General features: G+C 56.2%; 12 protein-coding genes and 1 tRNA gene. 6 read left to right on the top strand and 7 right to left on the bottom strand.

Features of this window, described 5'->3' with window-relative positions; genetic code table 11:
* Positions 1 to 608 precede the first annotated feature (608 nt).
* Positions 609 to 1,598 (top strand): glycosyltransferase family 2 protein, encoded by a 990-nt coding sequence (locus AB656_RS04845; protein WP_033503696.1) that lies wholly within the window; start codon positions 609 to 611, stop codon positions 1,596 to 1,598.
* Here the strand turns inward: AB656_RS04845 and AB656_RS04840 are convergent.
* The 3 genes from AB656_RS04840 to AB656_RS04830 all read right to left on the bottom strand — a co-directional run bounded on the left by AB656_RS04840 (position 1,579) and on the right by AB656_RS04830 (position 6,485).
* Positions 1,579 to 3,699, bottom strand: coding sequence for a DUF6541 family protein (locus AB656_RS04840; protein ID WP_033503695.1), 2,121 nt, complete (start codon positions 3,697 to 3,699; stop codon positions 1,579 to 1,581). The two genes, AB656_RS04845 and AB656_RS04840, sit on opposite strands and share 20 nt — an antisense overlap.
* 61 nt (positions 3,700 to 3,760) lie before the next feature.
* Positions 3,761 to 4,696: a glycosyltransferase gene (locus AB656_RS04835; protein WP_033503694.1), complete on the bottom strand. Its 936-nt coding sequence runs from the start codon at positions 4,694 to 4,696 to the stop codon at positions 3,761 to 3,763.
* A 103-nt stretch (positions 4,697 to 4,799) separates the two neighbouring features.
* Positions 4,800 to 6,485 carry a glycosyltransferase gene (locus AB656_RS04830; protein ID WP_081924889.1) on the bottom strand — a complete coding sequence of 562 codons (1,686 nt, stop codon included), beginning with the start codon at positions 6,483 to 6,485 and terminating at the stop codon, positions 4,800 to 4,802.
* A 176-nt stretch (positions 6,486 to 6,661) separates the two neighbouring features.
* Between AB656_RS04830 and AB656_RS04825 the strand changes: the two genes are divergently transcribed.
* On the top strand, positions 6,662 to 7,006 hold the full coding sequence (locus AB656_RS04825) for a DUF2142 domain-containing protein (RefSeq protein ID WP_033503693.1): 345 nt from the start codon (positions 6,662 to 6,664) through the stop codon (positions 7,004 to 7,006).
* A gap of 178 nt (positions 7,007 to 7,184) precedes the next feature.
* Here AB656_RS04825 and AB656_RS04820 read toward each other — a convergent pair.
* From AB656_RS04820 to AB656_RS04810, 3 genes are all read right to left on the bottom strand, one after another.
* Positions 7,185 to 7,272 (bottom strand) — tRNA-Ser (locus AB656_RS04820).
* A gap of 141 nt (positions 7,273 to 7,413) precedes the next feature.
* Positions 7,414 to 8,862 carry a catalase gene (locus AB656_RS04815; RefSeq protein ID WP_033503692.1) on the bottom strand — a complete coding sequence of 483 codons (1,449 nt, stop codon included), beginning with the start codon at positions 8,860 to 8,862 and terminating at the stop codon, positions 7,414 to 7,416.
* A gap of 343 nt (positions 8,863 to 9,205) precedes the next feature.
* A complete protein-coding gene (locus tag AB656_RS04810) occupies positions 9,206 to 10,735 on the bottom strand; it encodes an Nramp family divalent metal transporter (RefSeq protein WP_236681852.1) in 1,530 nt (509 codons plus the stop codon).
* 232 nt (positions 10,736 to 10,967) lie between these two features.
* Here AB656_RS04810 and AB656_RS04805 point away from each other — a divergent pair, with 232 nt between their 5' ends.
* Both AB656_RS04805 and AB656_RS04800 read left to right on the top strand, forming a co-directional pair.
* Entirely contained in the window at positions 10,968 to 11,666 is a 699-nt protein-coding gene (locus AB656_RS04805) for a metal-dependent transcriptional regulator (RefSeq protein ID WP_033503691.1), read from the top strand.
* A 245-nt stretch (positions 11,667 to 11,911) separates the two neighbouring features.
* The gene (locus AB656_RS04800; RefSeq protein ID WP_034982867.1) at positions 11,912 to 14,566 is read left to right on the top strand and encodes an RICIN domain-containing protein; all 2,655 of its coding nucleotides are present in this window, start codon (positions 11,912 to 11,914) and stop codon (positions 14,564 to 14,566) included.
* A 116-nt stretch (positions 14,567 to 14,682) separates the two neighbouring features.
* On the opposite strand, the gene AB656_RS04795 is transcribed toward AB656_RS04800, so the two are convergent.
* On the bottom strand, positions 14,683 to 15,657 hold the full coding sequence (locus tag AB656_RS04795; protein ID WP_051905364.1) for a glycosyltransferase family 2 protein: 975 nt from the start codon (positions 15,655 to 15,657) through the stop codon (positions 14,683 to 14,685).
* A 217-nt stretch (positions 15,658 to 15,874) separates the two neighbouring features.
* Between AB656_RS04795 and AB656_RS04790 the strand changes: the two genes are divergently transcribed.
* Both AB656_RS04790 and AB656_RS04785 read left to right on the top strand, forming a co-directional pair.
* Entirely contained in the window at positions 15,875 to 17,563 is a 1,689-nt protein-coding gene (locus AB656_RS04790; protein WP_033503639.1) for a glycosyltransferase, read from the top strand.
* Positions 17,551 to 18,501 (top strand): glycosyltransferase family 2 protein, encoded by a 951-nt coding sequence (locus AB656_RS04785; RefSeq protein WP_033503637.1) that lies wholly within the window; start codon positions 17,551 to 17,553, stop codon positions 18,499 to 18,501. Before AB656_RS04790 ends, AB656_RS04785 begins: the two co-directional genes overlap by 13 nt.
* Positions 18,502 to 18,668 lie beyond the last annotated feature (167 nt).

Raw genomic sequence — 18,668 nt, 5'->3', positions numbered from 1 at the left:
ATTGGTCGCTCGCGCTGTCTCCTCGCTGATGGCGTCATGCATGGCGCTGCCCGGCTGGTCGAAAATTAGCTGTGGCGCGTATGCGCCCGGCGGGCTGATCCGAGCTTGAACAAGGCCGGACAGTATGTCCTCAAACATGGAAGGCGGCGGTTGCTTGTCCGGGCCGTCCGCCGCGATGGGTGAAGGCGGGGGAGTCCTTTCCCCCAGGCATGGCGGGCCTTCCTGCCGATGCTCTTGCAGGTGTTGCTGCGGTTGCGCGCAGGAAACTCGCGCAATCCAGCCAAATTCAGTGGAAGACCTACCCTCATCCCCGCCGCGCGCACAATACCTTGCCCTCGCGCACGATCGCGGCGCCCACAACCTGAACCCTTCCCTTTCCGTTCCGGTGAGCGCCTTCCATGATGCTCCTCCACCTCCTCGATTCGCTGATTTGGATTTAGGATACGGTCGGCCTCCCCCAATGGGGCTGTTCTCTTGACTGCCCAAACGCGAACGGATCAGATGCACGCCGGCCACGGTGACTCGGCTTAGTGCAGGAGTTGGAGGAATGTGAGTATAGGTCTTCGGGCGTTTCCACGTCTATTGAGGTGGCGCATATACTTGTGGCTATGATTTCTCGCGTCACTGCCCTGGTCGTATCCTATAACCGGTCACAGCTGCTGCGGCAGTGCCTGGACGGTTTGCAAGCTCAGACCCGAAAGCCCGACAGTATTATTGTCGTGGACAATGCCAGCAGCGACGATTCAGCCTCCGTGGTGCAGCAGCATCCTTGCGGAGCGAAGCTCGTGCAGCTGTCGCGCAATATGGGAGGAGCGGGGGGGTTCTCCGCCGGCATTGCGCTGGCCTTGGAGGAGGGTTCCGACTGGGACAATTCCAGTATCTGGATCATGGATGATGATGTAATCCCTACTTCGACGGCATTGGAGAAGCTGCTTGACGCAGCTGAGGAGGCCAGCCGCCTTAATGGTCGGCAACCGACGGTCATGGGATCTCAGGCTTTGTGGATTAATGGCGAGATTCACGGCATGAGCAAGCCCAGGCCGCGCACATGGGTGAAAGCAGGGCATAGGACCCTCAAGGCATCAGCAGGGGCATACCAGGTTCGTTCCTTGTCATTCGTGTCCTGTCTGATTAGCGCGCAAGCGATTCGAAAGGCGCGCGCTTTGCCCAGGAGCGCCTACTTCCTGTGGAATGATGATTTCGAGTTCACGACCCGTCTGCTCAAAGACGGCATCGGCTACTTCGTCCCAGCCAGCGAAGTGGTCCATAAAACAAAGGTCTTCGGCTCCAGCGATGCGGATCCCGGAAATCGATTCTTCTACGAGGTGCGCAACAAAATTTGGCTGATGCGGTATTCGTCCAGCAATTTCACCGTAATGGAGTTCGGAGAGTTGCTGGCAAAGACCGTCCGTCGCTGGGTGCTGACGCTCCTGCGTTCCAAAGACCGCGGGCTGATACTGAAATGCCTGGGCAGAGGGCTGCGCGCCGGTTTCGGAACGCGCCCCTTAGACAATGCTTCCATCTTCTGCGCTGAGCCCGAAGTCGCTCAGGCCATACAAGCCGTGGAAGGTGACGGATTTACAGGCCACAAGCGGTAATGCGGTACAGCATGGCCCTGCCCTGGCGGTCTACGGGATGCATGGCGCCAAGGACGGGCCGAAGCCCCTCGAAGACCTGGTGTTGAGGATCGTTCTTCACATAAGGGCCGCCCATGTCGACGTACCACTTAAGGTCGTTGTTCTTCAGAATGCGGCATACCTGCGGATCTGAATCCACTCTGTCGAAGTGCCTCGCCAGATACTCATGGTCGTAATCCCACATGGAGCTCAGATGGGCGTAGTACGGAGTGCGGTGACCGACGGCCAGCATGAATCCGCTGCCGTTCCAAGGGTCGGAGACCACTTCCTCACTGGGGCCCACATGGCGGTCCAAGCGCTTGAGCAGCAGATATTCGTCAGAGGAGAGCATGGGGGAATCTGCGTAGTTGTCCGCAAAGGCATAAGTGCGGCTTACCGCCGATTGCATGGCTCGCATCTGGGGATTGACTAAGCAGGAGAGCAAGCCGATAAGCGTCACTGCGGCAACTGTTACGGCAGTGCGCCTCTGCGAGCGAGCGCCGACGGTCCCGGCCCGTTCCAATCCTCTTCCGCCCTGGGGCACCGCCAGGGAATTACGAAGACGGAGCCATCGCGTTGCCGCGCTGATTGCCCAGGAAATCAGCGCGATGCCTGCGATTGGCCAAGCAGCGAACAGTCTGCGCTGGTCCTTGTACCATAGCGCGGTCACCACTTTCGCCCAATCGGCATGGCTGCCCGCGCAGGAGACGAAGACGAATCCGAGCAGGAGGAAAGAGGAGAGCAGCGTCAGACCTTGTGGCTTATGCTCGATGACGATGATCGCAACCGCTGCGATAAGCGCAATCGCTATTGGCCAGAAGACGGGAAGCCTCTGGTTGGAGGAATTGATGGGTTGACCAAGGAAGTAGCGCAGGGTCGCGGATCCGATGGATTCAGTGGGCTGGGCTGGGCCTCCGTTGAGATGGTCCGCAATAGGGCGTGAGGCACCGCTGAGATACATCTTCCGGAAGATTGCGACCCCTGCTATGGCCACCGCCGCAATTGCCGCCACGAACCCTGCGGCCGTTGCGCGGAAAGCCGCGCGGTTGTGCTGCCGCAGCCGGGAGCAGGTGCCGATGAACCAGACTAGAATCTCGGGAAAAGCGAGCAGAAGAGCCGTCATCATGACGCGGAAATGACATACCGATATTGCCAGAACCGATACGGCCATCCACGCTAATCGCGTCCAGCTCTCGCGTTCGCCCCTCATGCTGCCGCGGCAGTAGCGCCAAACCAGGCCAAGAAAAACAGGTAGGAGGACTTGGCTGGCAAACATGGAATACAGCGTGCCCCAATCCAGAAGAAGGAAGGGGAATCCCGCGGTTGCGGCGGATAAGGCGGGTGCTAGAAAATCCGTTGCCGGGAGGGGGCCGACTAACGACCGAACCATATACAGCATCGAAATGGGCCAGACGAGGGCGGCGAATATCAGCCAAGTACAGGTGACGCTACTGCTGGTGCTGGTTTGGGAGAAGATTTCGTTGCCTAAAGCGGCGAACTGCTGAAAGGCGATGGGGTACACGTCGCGCACTGGGGGGAGCGCATGGAGGGAGGACGCCTGTCCCGTCATCGCGATGCGAGCCACGATATTCTCGTGGAAGACCGAATCGTAGTTCTGCGTGACTTGCTCGGGGGAAGGAACGGCTTCAATGAGCCTGCCGGCTATGGTTCCCGCCGCAAGAATGATTCCACTCGCGGCGGGCAGGGACTTACAAGCCGAGCGCAGGAAGCCCTTGTCGTCGGACTCAGGTTTCTGAATAGCGAATGCGCTGCGAGATTGGGCTCGGTTGCCGGACTTGTCCTTTGTTCCCCTCTTCGCCATCCACGTACGTGCCAGCCCGCACAAGGCGGCAAGGACGATTGCTGAGGCGAGATAGGACGCCCAGTTCCAGCGGATATGCATGGGGTAGAGCACTATACCGTCCACCCCAGCTAAGGCTACGGCGGATACGGGAGCAAGGGCCAGGACCTCGTTGCACTTGCGTCGCCCAGCTGCTAGGACAATCATGATTCCGGGTAGGTAGAGCAGGCCAGCGACTGTGAGCGTCAAAGGCATGGCCTGGAACCATGATGACAGTTGCATCTACCATTCTCCTTATATAGGCGGCGCTGTGAGCTGGGAGGAAGAAAGTGCTGACGGGACCCTACTCCCTGACAGGACGAAGCGCATGTCGCAGGCCAGTGAGGCAGCGATAACCGACTGTACGCACTGGAGTGGGCAGTAGCCTGTACAGGGCTCGTATGCATACATTTCGCACAAATTGCGGGGCGGTGGTGAAGCCGTCGGACCGGAAGCGATTCTGCATGCGCAGTTCATCAATGAACATGGGTAATCCTCCCCTTCGCTCGTAGGCTCCGGCATCGACACGGTACAGGACTAAAGGAAGGGGGACATTGCATAGGCGGGCGCCTGCCAGTATCATACGCTCCCATAGGAGGTAATCCTCGAACCTTCCTTGCCCTTCAGGGTATCCTCCCACGGAAGCAACCACGGATCTTCTGAACGCCACGCTCGGGTGGTGCAGCGGCGAACGAAGCCTGGCGAAAGCCTCAAGTTCGGCCCCTCCCGTCGGAAGCTCTCGAACTTGCCCCGGGTCATCCTGCTCGTCCGAGAATTCTTGGATAAAGCTGCCTACCACATCGAACCTGTTCCCCGCGCTACCGGTGAGTAGGGGAACGATGGCTTCAAACCGTTCAGGCATGGAGATGTCGTCACTATCGGCCCGTGCCACAAGATCATATCCGCAATGTCGCAGGCCTTGGTTCAAAGCTTTAGCCAGACCGGCATTATGCGGAAGGCGCACGATTTCCAGTTCGGGCTGCTTGTCCGCTCTACCTGCTGCTATGAATTGTTCGGTCAACATAGCCGGGAGGGAGTCGAGGAGTTGCGCTATGCCCGAGCCGACTGGTCCATCCTGGACAAGCACCACTTGCGAGGGAGGGAGATTCTGTTCCACGGTATTGGACAGCAACGCCTTTCGCACATAGTCAGCCCGGTCACCCGCGTACACTGGCATCAATAGGCTGAACGGAAGGGAAGCCTGCGTGCCGTCGGTGGCGCTGCCGGTTTGTATGTCCATGTTCGTCGCGCGCTCCTTCCGTGGTAGCGACTGCTCGCTTCTACTTTCTTGGTCCTTGCGCGCTCGCGCTTGCGAATAGGGGCGCAGACGGTTGAAGCCTAGTTTATGAGCTGTGAGAAGCCTCGTGTTTCAGCATAGTTTCATAATATTCATTGGCGGTGGTCAGACGGGCAAACTCGTCCAAACGTCCACGTTCAGCCTGCCACAGGCTAGCCCGATCGGATTCGTCGACAAGCAGATGCTTCAAGACTCGGGTCGCGGCTCTCGCCAGGTCAGCGCTGCGGCGGGGGAGTAGCCCCTGTTTGGGAATCAGAGTGGATTGGGCTCCTACGGTCGCGCTCAGTGTTGGTATTCCCGCACTGATGGCTTCCATTGTGGTGAGCGTCAAGCCCTCATTGTCTGACGTGACTAGCAGGACATCCGCTTCCTTGTAGGTCTGTGAAGCTGGAATGGATATGTCGCGCCGTTCCACCACCGAGGTCAATCCCGCACGCGTAATCTCCTGATCGACCTTATCGTCGAGATCTCCATTGCCGTGCATGAGGAAACGAAAAGCTCCTGGTTGCGCATGTTCCAGAAGGGCCGAGATCCTGATGAAGACCTCAGGTCTTTTCTGGCGGGTCACCCTGCCCACGAAGGCGACGCATAGCCTATTGTCTTCGGCTTTTGGCTTGACTTCCTTTCGGGTCGCCCCCGTCGTCATGCCCATCAGCGGAGCCAGTACCACCTTGCCTGCGTCGATTCCTTGCGCACGGACCAGCCAATCCCGGAGCTGGGGGGAGATGACGTGATGGATGTCGATGTAAGGATCATACCGGACCGCTTGGCAGGGATACCCTCCCCGATGTCGGTATTCCAGAATGTGCAGGGAATCCACCACCATGGTATTCGGGTGGCGTTGTTTGACTCTGGGCAGCTGGTCATACATCCACTGGTTGTGGTGGATTAGGATGGCGCGGATGTCGAATTGCCCATACAGGGAGTCCATGAGCGACATCCCCTCTGCTCCGGACGTCAGAGGAAGGCTGAGGCATAGGACTAGGGCGGAGCGTAGCTCTGGGCGGGTTATCCACAGCTGGTGGCTGTCATTGTCGGTGATGACGATGGGCACCATGCCTGTCTGAGAGACGAGCCGAACTGTTTCCATGGCCCAGCGTTCGGCTCCTCCTGGTTGCAGCCAGTGGGCGGCGATCACAACAGCGCCCTGGCGTTTTGCGTCATGCGCGGAGATGTGGGAGTTTGCTTCGACCTGAGATGACTGCATATGCGCAGAGTCTGGATGACTGTCTTCATGTATCCGGGCGATGCGCTTGCGCATGTCGTGCTCCGCGACATGGCGAAGTGCTTCCCGGACGTAGTCAAAGCTGATGGGGGCGTGCTCCTCGCATATGCGATACACGCGTTTGGGCAGGCTGCCCCGAGCGATGGCGCGAGCGTCCGCATCGGTTGCCTGGTCCGGCGTAAGTAGGATGTGGCGGACGGCATGGCTGGTTGATTGCTGGCGGAGTTTGCCTGTCTGCGCCAATGAGCCCGTCGATGATGAGATGGCCCTGACTTTCAGGAAAGGATGCAGCCCTGCGTCGCTGGTCAATTCCCCGCTGACCGTGCTGGTGTCTGTCAGTCGGGGGTACTGGCGGGCCTGGCCCATATAAAAGAGGTATTCTATGGCTGCGCCTGGCGTGAGCAGGCTGTGGTAGTTCATGGCGGATTCGGCCAGGGCACGCAATCGTGGACTGAAGGCGTTCAGTCTCTCCTGTGCGGAGCGGCTCAGAGAGAAGAATGTAGGCATGCGGCCATGATAGTCGATGAACGCTACCGAAGGTGGGGACTTAGACCGTCATTGCCATATGAGGTGCTACAATTGCCGCTGTTTGAGGGGGAGGCTGAGACTGTTTGTCGAAAGTCCTGCGGGCCTTGGCGTATCACAGAAATTCAAAGTGAGACCGTTCATCTGCCCAACGTGGCATGATCCCTCTGCTGGTCGCCTTTGTGGTGCTGTGCCTGTTGTCCGCTCACGCCGTCAACGGTTTTCCTGGCATGAAGTGGGTGAGGGGCATGGCCGGTGTCGTATCCTTCCTTTTTCTGATTGCGGTAGAGCTGGGCCTGTATATCTCCTTCTCCCCCAATCCTTCTGGAACCTGGATCGGGGGTATTCAGAGTCGATACTTTATTCCTGTTATTCCTGTTGTAGCTTTACTGCTGCCTGATATGGGTATCGAGAAAATATCTGTGAAGAAGGCTTTAGGCTGGTGCTATATCCTCGTGGTACTGTCCTATGCGGGGATGATAATCACCCACGTAGCAGGTTAGTCCCAGTCTCCTGCTGTCGTCGGCCTTTGCTGGCAAGAGCATATGCCGCACATCGGCGTTATGAGTAGTGTGCGACTTTGGCAAGGCAGCATCATGTCTCAGAGAAGGCAGTGTAGACAAACTTCTATAACTTCGTATTCATGTAAAAAAGAAGCCCCTCGGCATGAGGGGCTTCATATGGCGGAGGATACGAGATTCGAACTCGTGAGGGCGTGAACCCAACACGCTTTCCAAGCGTGCGCCATAGACCACTAGGCGAATCCTCCAGGTCACAACTGCTCCATAATAACACACACCTTGGCCGACGGGTGAGTGTGCCAGGCAGGGCGTGTCACGGGAGCATGCAGTGGGGCCGGGTTGCGGAGCGGTTTGAGCGCTCAAGGCCCGGCCTCACTGGCTTGACGGGGTCAGCGGATGGAATCCATCGACAGACCCAGGGCCTGGGCTACGCGCTCGCCGTACTCATGGTCGGCCTGGTGGAACTGCTTGGTCTCCAAGATCTTGATCTCTTCGCTGTCCACAGTGCCTAGGGTCGACTTGATGGTCTCAATCATCCGGTCCTTCTCTTCCGGCTTCATCAGACGGTAGAGGTCGCCGGCCTGGGAGAAGTGGTCCACCTCGTAGGGGCGTGAGTACTCGGCTTGGCTGGTCAGCGCCTCGCTGTCGGCGTGCATACGCGCGTCATGGTCCTCAACGGGGCCGTCGTGGGAGTTGGGCTCATAGTTGACCGAGCCGTCCTGGCCCTGGGCCATGAAGCCGTCGCGCTCGTAATTATGCACCTCGTTGACCGGTCGGTTGATGGGCAGCTGCTCGTAGTTGGCGCCAAGGCGGTAGCGTTCGGCGTCCTTGTAGCCGAAGAGGCGGCCCTGCAAGAGCTTGTCGGGTGAAGGCTCGATGCCAGGAACGAAGTTAGCGGGCGAGAAAGCCGCCTCCTCCACTTCGTCGAAATAATTGACCGGATTCTGATTCAGCGTGAACTCGCCAATCTCGATGCGCGGATAGTCCTTCTTGGAGACGGTCTTAGTCACATCGAAGATGTCGGTCTTGTAATTCAACCCTTCCTCGTAGGGTAGGATTTGCACGCACACCTTCCAGGACGGGTAATCGCCCTGGTCAATCGCGCTGTAGAGGTCGTGCAGCAAATAGTCCGTGTCTTCGGAGGCTGCCTTGGCGGCCTGCTCGTTGGTCATGTCTTTAACGCCTTGGGCGCTGATGAAATGGTACTTGACCCAGAACTGCTCACCTTGCGCGTTGACCCACTTGAAGGTGTGGGAGCCGTAGCCGTTCATGGTCCGGTAGGAGGCCGGATTGCCGCGGTCGCCCATCAGGTAGGTCACCTGGTGGAGAGACTCGGGGGAGTGCGACCAGAAGTCCCACTGCATCTCTTGGGAGCGCAGGTGGGTGGCCGGATCGCGCTTTTGCGAATGAATGAAGTCGGGGAACTTGAGCGGGTCGTTCACGAAGAAGACGGGCGTGTTGTTGCCCACCACGTCGTAGTTGCCCTCGGCCGTGTAAAAACGCAGGGCGAAGCCGCGCACGTCGCGCATGGTGTCGGGGTAACCTGCCTCTCCGGCCACTTGGGAGAAGCGAATCAGCACTGGCGTCTCCTTGCCTTCACCGTTGAATAGGTCGGCCTTGGTGTATTGACTCATGTCGCGAGTGAGTTTGAATGTGCCCTTGGCACCCGCCCCTTTGGCGTGGACCACACGCTCGGGGGTGCGCTCGCGGTTGAAGTGGGCTAGCTTTTCCAGCAGCTGGTAGTCCTGCATCAGGATGGGTCCGCGTTTGCCGGCGGTTTGGCTGTGGGTGTTGTCGCCCCAGGGCTGGCCTTCGTTAGTGGTGAGCTTTGCGTTCATGACGCCCTTTCGATTCTTGAGGAGCATCGCCGGCTGGGTTTGCGATCGGATGGCTTGTTCCATGCGCGCAGAGTCGGAATGTGTCCGGCCCATGTCGGTTGCACGGGAGATTTTCCCGCGTGTCCCTAATTAGACCGTAACACCGTAGCCTGCGATTAGGAAGGGGTGGTTCTCGCGGTGAAGTGAGATGACTCGCGTGCCGGGTTGAGGTTGGACCGAGCATGGAATTGAACACGGGCGCTAAACGGCGGAAGGCGGGCATCGCAATGCGCGCACATGCGCTTTGTGGCGCGCGCCCGCCTGGTCGTGCCTTGTATGAGTCTCCAGCCAGCCTGAGACGGGTTTATAGCAGGGCTATCAGCTCGCTTACATCTTGGATGGCGAGTTGGACGTTCAGCGCGGACAGGACCGCAACCACCACCCAGGCCAGTGCGGCCAGCCACTTGGGATTGGCGTACTTGCCCATGATTTTGCGCGACGAGGTGAACCAGACCAGGGGGACCATCGAGATGGGCAGGGCCACGCACAAGAAGACCTGCGAATAGACCAAAAGGCTGTCCAGGGCCGATTCCTTGCCGCCGAAGATGACCGTGCAGATCAGGACCGGAATAATCGAGATGACGCGGGTGACCAGGCGGCGCAGCCAGATGGGGATGCGCATGCGGATGAAGCCCTCCATCACGATCTGCCCGGTCAGGGTGCCGGTGATGGTGGAGTTCTGCCCCGAGGCCAGGAGGGCCACGGCGAACAGTGTGCTCAGCAGGCCCGAGGCCACAGGGCCGGCGATGGACTGGTCGCCCAAGGCGTTGTATAGGGCGGTGAAGGTGTCCAGACTTTCGCCGTGGCCGAAGAACATGGCCGCGCCTAGCGCGAGTAGGAGGCAGTTGACGATGAAGGCGCCGGTCAGCTGTATGTTGGAGTCCCAGGTGGCGAAACGGACCGCGTTGGCCACTTGCTTGTCATCGGAGCGGTCGAAGTCGCGTGTCTGCACAATGGAGGAGTGCAAGTAGAGGTTGTGGGGCATGACCGTGGCGCCGACGATGCCGAGGGCCATGGTCAGCTGGCCCCTGCCCAGGATCGTCTTGTTGGGGATGAAACCCTCTAGCATGGCGGGCACATCGGGGCGGGCGAGGATGACCTCATAAACGAAGATCAGCATGATGACCATGATCAGCCCGGCAACGATGGCCTCGATTCGACGGAAACCCAAATGGGTGAGCAACAGGAGGATCAGCACGTCGAGCACGGTCAGCGCCACGCCCACGACCAGGGGGATGCCGAACAGGAGCTTCAATGCGATGGCGCCGCCGATTACCTCGGCTATGTCGGTGGCCATGACGGCCAGCTCGGTGCAGATCCAGAGGACGAAGCTGAGCTTGCGGCCGGTGTGCTCCCGCGTGGCCTGGGCCAAGTCCAGGCCGGTGACGATGCCCAACTTGGCGGACATGTATTGCAGCATCATCGCGATCAGACTGGAGATGAGCACCACGGACATCAGCAGGTAACCGTATTGGGCGCCGCCCCCGATCGAGGTGATCCAGTTGCCCGGGTCCATGTATCCTACGGCCACCAGGGCTCCGGGGCCCGAAAAGGCGGCCAGGTTGCGCCAGAAAGAAGTCTTGTTCCTGGGGACAGGAATGGAGGAGTTGACCTCCTCGAGGGAGCGGCCGTTGGCTGTCTGCACAAGGAGGATGGGTCGGTGTTGATGGGATGAGGGATTTCTTGCGCCGCCCTTGACTGTAGCGGTTGACTCGGCGCTGTTGTCGACGGTCATGTCTGCTGTTCGCCTGTTTTCGTGCGCTGCGCTGGGTGTTTGTTTCCTGGTGTGCGCAATCGGTCGGGCGTTCGAGTCATCTGCTGGTTTGCTCGCCATGCTGTCCTTCAACTCTGAGCTTATGTGCCTGACTTCGTGCCGGGTCGTGCTGCGAAGATGGTTATTTCTGCGTATGTGCAAACAACTATCTTTGACTACGCGAAGTCTAGCGGATGCTGTGTTTTATTTCCACTGTTCGCATGTGAAGGTTATTTGCCTGTGCGCCGGCGGCCTGCTGTATGATGTCTGCCTCGCATTGAGTGGCCTTCTGGCCTCTTGTTAGACTTTCCTTATGGATTTGGACGATTTATCGGCGAACTCGCAGGACTATCTGAAGATTATCTGGGACCTGCAGGAGTGGGATCCGAGTCCGGTGCAGCCCTCGGCTCTGGCGAAGCGTGTAGGTGTCAAGCTATCCACGGTCTCCGGTGCCATGAACCGTCTTGGGGCCGCAGGCCTGGTGGAGCATCGGCCATATGGAGGTGTGGATCTGACCTCTCTTGGCCGCCAGTATGCGATTCGAATGGTGCGCCGCCATCGGCTCATGGAGACTTTCTTGGTGGAGACTTTGGGCTACAGCTGGGACGAGGTGCACGAGGAGGCGGAAAGTCTGGAGCATGCGGTTTCGGACCGGTTGGTGAACCGAATAGATGCGCTGCTGGGCCATCCCGATCGTGACCCGCATGGCGACTCCATCCCCGCTGCTACTGGTGAATTGCCTGATCGCAAGGACTCAATCCCTCTGTCACAGGCTCCCCAGGGTGCCTTTGCACGTGTGGATCGCGTCTCGGATGAGGATCCCGAGATGCTGCGTTACCTCAAAAGCAAGCAAATTCAAGTTGGTTCCCTCCTGCGTATAGCCCCTCAGCCTCCTTACTCTGATGCAATCGTGGTCGAATTGATGGAAGGGACTAGCGGCACATCCACGGGAGTGGAATTGGTCTTTGGACCTGCGGCGGCGGAGCGAGTCAGAGTCTGCCGTGTCGGCTGAGGGGGTGGGGCTATCGATTCGTGGCGTTTCGCACTTGGTCTGTGATCAGGCCGATCCAGGCATGCACTGTCGGCTATAGATAACATGCTGTGGCTGTGCTTCTTGAGATCACTACGCGCACTTATGGTGGAAGTGTGGCATCTCGGAGATTGTTGGCTAATTTACGGTGGTCAGCGATTACAGTGTTGCAAACAGGCAAATAGATAAAAATGGCCATCGTCTTGGCCTAGGATTGTGCGAGAATCATGAGCTTTGTACAGAAATTCTTTGCATTGACCGCTGCTGCGGGTATGTGCTTGTTGGGGACCGGGGCTAATCCTGCATGGGCTGAGGCTCTCGTTGACACGGTTGCTTCTGCTGAACCAGATAACCAGGCGTTTGCTTCAACGGTATCGACTGAAGAACAGTTGCCTGCTGACAAGCTGCCGGATGCGGTTTCTGATGCGATTCCCGACGGTGCGACCTTGGTATCCAAGAATCTCGCTGTAGCGGATTCGGGAGAGACCAAGGACGTAAAGACGGGGAAGACAGTCACCGACCCAAAATTGGTTGGCACGGAAAGCAAACCCGCCGATCCTTTGGCGAAGACGAATGGACGCTCGTTCATCCCCGTTCCTATGGGGCTAGTCAAGGAACAGATGGATGGTAAGGAACCCGATTCGGCGAGCAAGGTTGGTGGTGATGAGGCCGTTCGTCAGTCCGTCTTTAGCGGAAACATGCACAGTCAGCCTCGTCGTCATGCTGAACCAGGTCGTTACATGTCATACGGTCAGACTCTTCAGGACGCCGCTCCGTCTCCCGCCCGAACTGTGGCTTTGCAGAACAACCAGTATGGTGCGTATTGGGGTATGTACAATGGCACGCAGGCCTTCTTCCAGGCTGATGGCGGGCTATTCGCACAGCAAGCTAAAGGTGTTATTGACGTTTCCGAGTGGCAGGGCGATATCAACTGGGAGGCGGCTCGCAATTCTGGCGTGGAAGGTGCCATCATCCGTATCGGTTACGGCTGGGGCAACGGATTCGACAACAAGGCATTGCGCAACATCAGTGAGTGCAAACGCTTGGGCATACCTTTCGGCATCTACTTATACTCGTATGCATATGACAGTGGTACCGCCTCTTCCGAGGGTGCGAATGTCGTCGACCTTCTGCGTCGCGCTGGTGTCGGACCAGGGGATTTGAAGTACCCGGTGTACTACGACTTGGAGCTGTGGTCTTGGTCGGGGCATCGTCCACCCACCAACCCCGCGGTATACGACGGAATCGTGAACTCCTGGTGGTGGCAATTGCAGAGCGCCGGCTACAACAAGCTGTCGGTGTATTCCTATACGCATTACCTGAACACAGCGCTGAATTCCGGCAATATCCGCTCTAGAACAGACTGGGTGGCCAGTTATGGTTCTCGGCCTGGTTTCAACTATCCGGCCAACGAACGTTGCTGGCAGTACTCGGATGGAGGCCGCATCAACGGCATCAAAGGTTCTGTGGATTTGAATGCTTGCGGCCTGCACGATTTCGCGGCCGAGCTTAATGTAAACGATTTGCCCCGGGTAAATCTGCCGGATGGGGAATACTATATCAACTCTTGGCTTAAGGATTCCTCAGGCATTGACATTGCTGGTGCTAGCGCGGCTTCAGGTGTTCCTCTTCATCTATATAGTTACAACAATTCAGGAGCTCAGCGTTTCGTCTTTAGCAAACAAAGCGATGGCTCGTATGTGATTACTAATGTCAACTCAGGCAAGGCTTTAGATGTGTCTAATGCGGTGGCTGGCAACAATGCAACAGTTTGGCAGTATGACTGCAATGGAAGCACTGCTCAACGATGGTTTATCCGTGATGCAGGCAATTCATACTACTTGCAATCGGCTTTGGGCAACTGGGTGTTGGATATCGAAGGGGCTTCAACTGCCGACAATGCTCGCGTTGCTCTCTATCAACCCAATGGAACGGGGGCTCAACGATTTACCCTTGCTTCTGTAACTACTATCGAGGCAAATACTTGGTATCGGATTCGGTCGTCTATCAACACAGGACTAGTGCTTGATGTACCAGGTGGTTCAATGGAAAGCGGCACCCGCATTCAGATTTACCCCTGGAATGGTACTGATGCTCAGCTTTATACTTTTAAACAAGTGGGTAATGGTATTTATGAAATAAGTAATGCTAGATCAGGAAATAACCTTGAAATAGCTGGTGGTCAGACTCAGAACGCCGCTCCAGTTCAGCAGTATCAGCTGAACGGGACCCAGTCCCAGCGTTGGCAAGTGCGTAATTCCGGTGGCGGTGAATTCAGTTTTGTCGGTAGCCTGTCCAATAAAGCTATGGATATATCTGGAGCCCAAGCCGTGTCTGGCCAACAGATGCAGATATACAGCCAGAACGGTACTGCAGCTCAAAAGTGGGTACTGTCCAACGAGCCAACAGTCCGGCAGCGTCTAGACCAGTTGGCTGCTCAACATCGTAATGATGTTAAGGACGGTAGCTATGTAATCGCATCAGGGGAAAACAACAGATACAAGGTTGACGTAGCTGGCGGCACTTCCGACAACAATGGGAAGGTGCAGCTTTATGCAGGCAACGGTACTCGGGCTCAGCAATGGGTTGTTCGGCATGACAGTCAAGGATACTTAACAATCATGAATGCTGGTTCAGGTAAACTGATGGACGTCGCCGGTGCGAACATGTCCTCCGGTGCCCGTGTCCAGCAATATCAGGCGAATGGGACTTATGCTCAGAAGTGGGTGGCTGTCCGACAGAGCGATGGAAGCAGCAAGCTCATTTCTGCTTTGTCCTCGGATTTAGTTCTTGACTTACCAGGGGGTGCGGTAGCGAACAATAATGGTCTCCAGCTATACATGGCTAATGGTACCCAAGCCCAGAACTGGCGATTTGAATAATTATGGTGGGCAGGTTAGCATCCGGATAGTTTCGGGGTGGGGGGGGGGGGGAGCATTCATTGTAGATGTGCCTCCGTCCCGAAGCTATACGCTTTTATGAGCTTTCAAACAGGGACTTATTCTTTGTCGGAAAGCTCTGCCCTTTTCAGGTAAGAGAAAATATTGCTGTTAGTGATGTAACTCTTGCGATCGTTCTTGGCTATCACATCCAAGATGATGCCGGTGACGATGCTCAGTAGACCCACTAGAATAAGTAAAACAGAACCAATCAAGGTAGGGAAACGAGCCACTGCTCCGGTGTTCCAGAAGTCAATAAGCACTGAAATGACCAGGGCAATGCCGGTTATGTCAATTACCGCACCTAGACCCCCGAAGAAGGGGAGGGGCCGATACTCCCGAATCATGCGGAAGATAGTGGATAGGACTTTTAAGCCATCGCCTACCGTATCCAGTTTGCTGACTGATCCCTCTGGTCTATCTCTGTATTGGATAGGCATCTCATACAGGCGTACGTTCTTGTCCAGACTATGAATGGTCATCTCAGTTTCGACTTCGAAACCCTTGGACAGGATTGGGTATGTCTTTACGTAGGTGAAGGAAAAGGCCCGGTATCCGGTCATAATATCGGTGACATGCGCGTTGAAGAGACTGTTGATGAAACCTCGTACTACACGATTGCCTATGTTGTGGAAAGGGCGTTTATTCTCTTGGAAGTAGGTGGAGCTTAAACGATCGCCAATTACCATGTCATAACCGTCTAAAACTTTTTGAACCATAGCGGGTGCTGCGTCAGCCGGGTATGTATCATCACCATCAGCCATCACATACACATTGGCATCTATGTCCTCAAACATGGCGCGGATGACATTACCTTTGCCTTGGCGTGGTTCTTGACGGACAATGGCTCCTGCTTCTTTGGCTTTCTGAGCCGTTCGGTCGGTTGAATTGTTGTCATAGACATAGATGTCTGCTTCAGGAAGAGCAGCATGGAAGTCGCTGATGACTTTACCGATAGTCTGCTCTTCGTTATAGCAGGGCAGTAATACCGCAGTTGTTGCCTTCAAAGGCTGTATTCCTTTCACTCTGCCCATTATACAGTGAGATTGTATACTGGGGAGTCTCTTATTCTCGCATCCGTTTCAAATCTTACAGAGATTCAGGTGTTTGTGTTGCTGGTTGAGGAATAGCGACAGCGGATTTCAAACTTACTTAAGCGGGTCCTAGGAATTCGTTATAGGGAGTGTCTAAATAGTGTGCGCTTGGCTGTGCTCGCAGCTTGTTACTCGATTGCCGTTTATCATAGATAGCATGCTTAAGTTATTTGATGTGGACGAGTCTGTGTCCGCAGCCATTGAGAAGTTAAGTCCACGGTTGCGAGCATTGGTGCTGGCTGCTCTGAACTACCACAGTCTTATCCAACCAGGCCGGGAGCTCAGTTACCGTTTATATATGGGAGAACGCTGGCAGTATCCTCGACTGACTGATACCTCTACGTTGAGTGGGGATCTGACGGAGCGAGCAGGGCTCACACCGTTTCTGGAGTTTCGGGCGAAATCCGCCGCAGATCCTTCCAGTGAGTTTTCTCCCCACTATTTCGAAGGTCAACAGCAGATAATCGACCGGAATGTTCGATATATCTTGTTGTCTCCGGATGGCGCGACCGACGAGGATATCGAAGCCAAGCAGACCGTCAAGCTTGCCAGCAAGGTGTATCGTGCTTGCGAGACCTATGCTCCCGTGGCTTTTGACTACATTCGTGAAGCACAGCGCTCGCACCGGGAGAAGCAGAGCTATCAGCCGATTGTCCCATTCGTTCCGCAGGATCTTAGCTCAGCCGAAGTCGCGCAACGGCTTCATCATCCATACTTCGACATCAAGCCGAACAAGCCTAGGGAGGGTGCCCCTAAGGCTGTGCTGGTGGGTATGCACTGGCTTCAGGCTGGTGGGGCCGAACGGTGGGGCCTTGAGACCATCGACTTAGTCAAACGGGCCGGTATGACGCCGATCGTTATTACGAACATGGACAGTCATCAGCCGTGGATCAGCAAACCTGAGCTGGAGGGTGCGCTAGTCATTTGCCTCACCTTCCCCATGCAGGAACGTCCGGGGGATGAACCTTTGCTGCGCTCGATTTTCGAACAATTCGACGTGCGCGGTACCCTGATCCACCACAACCAATGGCTTTACGACCGTCTTTGGTGGATTAAGCGCTACTATCCACAGACCCGAATCGTCGATTCCCTGCACATTTTGGAGTACCGCTATCGCGGCGGTTATCCCAACCAGGCAGTAAGCCGGGATGCCTATATCGACTTGCACCATGTCATCTCTCCGCAACTGGAGAACTGGCTGGTTGAAAGGCACGGCATAAGTCAGTCCAAGATTGTCATGGCACCTCTTGTTGGTCTGACCGCTGACACTGGACGAGATACGATTAAAGCTCGTCAGCAACCAGGCCAGCTGTGTGTAGCGTTCGTGGGAAGGGTCACCAGGCAGAAGCGACCGGAGGCGTTCATTAGAATCGTGCAGATTTTGGAACACGCGCATCCGGGGGCCTACCACTTCATCATGCACGGCAATGGTGATTTGGATGGCGAAGTCAACAACATAATCGAGCATGCTGGTCTGACGGATGTCATTGAACGCCGTGGTCTTAATCAGTCGGTGGAGGATACGTATCAGGAAGCCGATTTGCTGCTGGTCTCTTCGGTGAACGAAGGTATCACCCTGACCACTATCGAAGCCATCAGTGCCGGTTTGCCGGTCCTGAGTGCTGACGTAGGTTCTCAATCAACGCTCATTCCAGTTCAGGGATTGCTGCCTCGGCGCACTGCCGATTTGATTGCCGCAGCCGTGCGGAGTATGGAGCATATCAGAGAGCATGAGGAAGATCGGGAACGCTTGTGGCAGGTGGAGAATGCAAGGTTAACCAGCTTCTTCGGCCAGCAGTCCGCCAACCGGTATTTCCAAAATATGCTAAAGGAATGGGCACAGTGAAGCACAGTAAGAATGTCGCGGCAGTAGTTGTTACCTTCAACCGCCTGGAGAAGCTCAAGAAGGTCCTGGCTTCCTTGGAGGCACAGACCATGCTGCCGTCTCACCTGGTGATTGTGGACAACGCTTCCACCGATGGCACCGCCACTTACTTGCAGGAGTATGCCGACAATTTTAAGATTGCGGATCAGGTGAATCTGCAGATCGTCACTCTGCCGGAGAACGTAGGCGGGGCCGGTGGTTTTTCGGCCGGTATGGAAAAGGGCTACCAAATTGGTGCTGACTACGTCTGGATTTTTGATGACGATGGTTACCCTGCACCTGATGCACTTGAGAAGCTGGTCGACGGATACGAACGGGCTGTCGATGTGTTTAGTCCGGACATCCCATTCGCATGCTCCTTGGTCAAGTTCATCGACGGGCACATATCCGAGATGAACAACCCTGTGCCCACATGGGATTGGGGGCGTCTGCGGGCGGAAGGGCTCAAGGACGTGGTCCTGATTAACCGTGCGTCGTTCGTGTCAGTCCTGATACCGCGCTGGGTCATGGAAGCCTACGGTCTGCCTTACAAGGAGTACTTCATCTGGTTCGACGATGCCGAGTACACCACCCGCATCACCAAGAACTGCCCGGGCATTCAGGTGCTTGACAGTGTGGTCGTGCATGATATGGGTGATAACAAGGGCGTGAACTTCTCGATGATCAATCAGAAGAACGCGTGGAAGTTCGCGTACGGTACCCGTAATCAGGGCTCGTATACTCTGCACCATGAGGGTTTCTTGCGCTACTTGCTCTTCTGTGGCATGGTGTTCAAGTCTATGCGCATCGGACATGTGGAGAAGAAACTGCGCCGGCAGATGTACGGCAAGATGCTGGAGGCCTTCCGGTTCAATCCCCAAATTGACTACCCACAGTCAGGGCGCCTGATTTCTTCCTGACAAACTCATTTTAACCTTATGCGCGTGATGCGGAATGGATGTTGAAAGATGAAAAGGGTGCCGATAAGACGCTATACCAGCTCAATTATAGTCGGGATTCTGTCAACTATGGCTTTGACCCTAAGGAGTACGAGCTCGGCCGCTTTTTCAAATAGCTCTAGTTTCTT

It is taken from the genome of Bifidobacterium actinocoloniiforme DSM 22766, from assembly GCF_001263395.1.
GTDB lineage: Bacteria > Actinomycetota > Actinomycetes > Actinomycetales > Bifidobacteriaceae > Bombiscardovia > Bombiscardovia actinocoloniiformis.
Note: the sequence above shows the minus strand (reverse complement) of the source record. Positions and strands in the feature narration are given on the sequence as shown.

Excerpts from the sequence above, each read along its gene's own strand:
- AB656_RS04845 (WP_033503696.1), top strand. The coding sequence starts at position 609 with ATGATTTCTCGCGTCACTGCCCTGGTCGTATCCTATAACCGGTCACAG.
- AB656_RS04840 (WP_033503695.1), bottom strand. The coding sequence starts at position 3,699 with ATGCAACTGTCATCATGGTTCCAGGCCATGCCTTTGACGCTCACAGTC.
- AB656_RS04835 (WP_033503694.1), bottom strand. The coding sequence starts at position 4,696 with ATGGACATACAAACCGGCAGCGCCACCGACGGCACGCAGGCTTCCCTT.
- AB656_RS04830 (WP_081924889.1), bottom strand. The coding sequence starts at position 6,485 with ATGCCTACATTCTTCTCTCTGAGCCGCTCCGCACAGGAGAGACTGAAC.
- AB656_RS04825 (WP_033503693.1), top strand. The coding sequence starts at position 6,662 with ATGATCCCTCTGCTGGTCGCCTTTGTGGTGCTGTGCCTGTTGTCCGCT.
- AB656_RS04815 (WP_033503692.1), bottom strand. The coding sequence starts at position 8,862 with ATGAACGCAAAGCTCACCACTAACGAAGGCCAGCCCTGGGGCGACAAC.
- AB656_RS04810 (WP_236681852.1), bottom strand. The coding sequence starts at position 10,735 with ATGGCGAGCAAACCAGCAGATGACTCGAACGCCCGACCGATTGCGCAC.
- AB656_RS04805 (WP_033503691.1), top strand. The coding sequence starts at position 10,968 with ATGGATTTGGACGATTTATCGGCGAACTCGCAGGACTATCTGAAGATT.
- AB656_RS04800 (WP_034982867.1), top strand. The coding sequence starts at position 11,912 with ATGAGCTTTGTACAGAAATTCTTTGCATTGACCGCTGCTGCGGGTATG.
- AB656_RS04795 (WP_051905364.1), bottom strand. The coding sequence starts at position 15,657 with ATGGGCAGAGTGAAAGGAATACAGCCTTTGAAGGCAACAACTGCGGTA.
- AB656_RS04790 (WP_033503639.1), top strand. The coding sequence starts at position 15,875 with ATGCTTAAGTTATTTGATGTGGACGAGTCTGTGTCCGCAGCCATTGAG.
- AB656_RS04785 (WP_033503637.1), top strand. The coding sequence starts at position 17,551 with ATGGGCACAGTGAAGCACAGTAAGAATGTCGCGGCAGTAGTTGTTACC.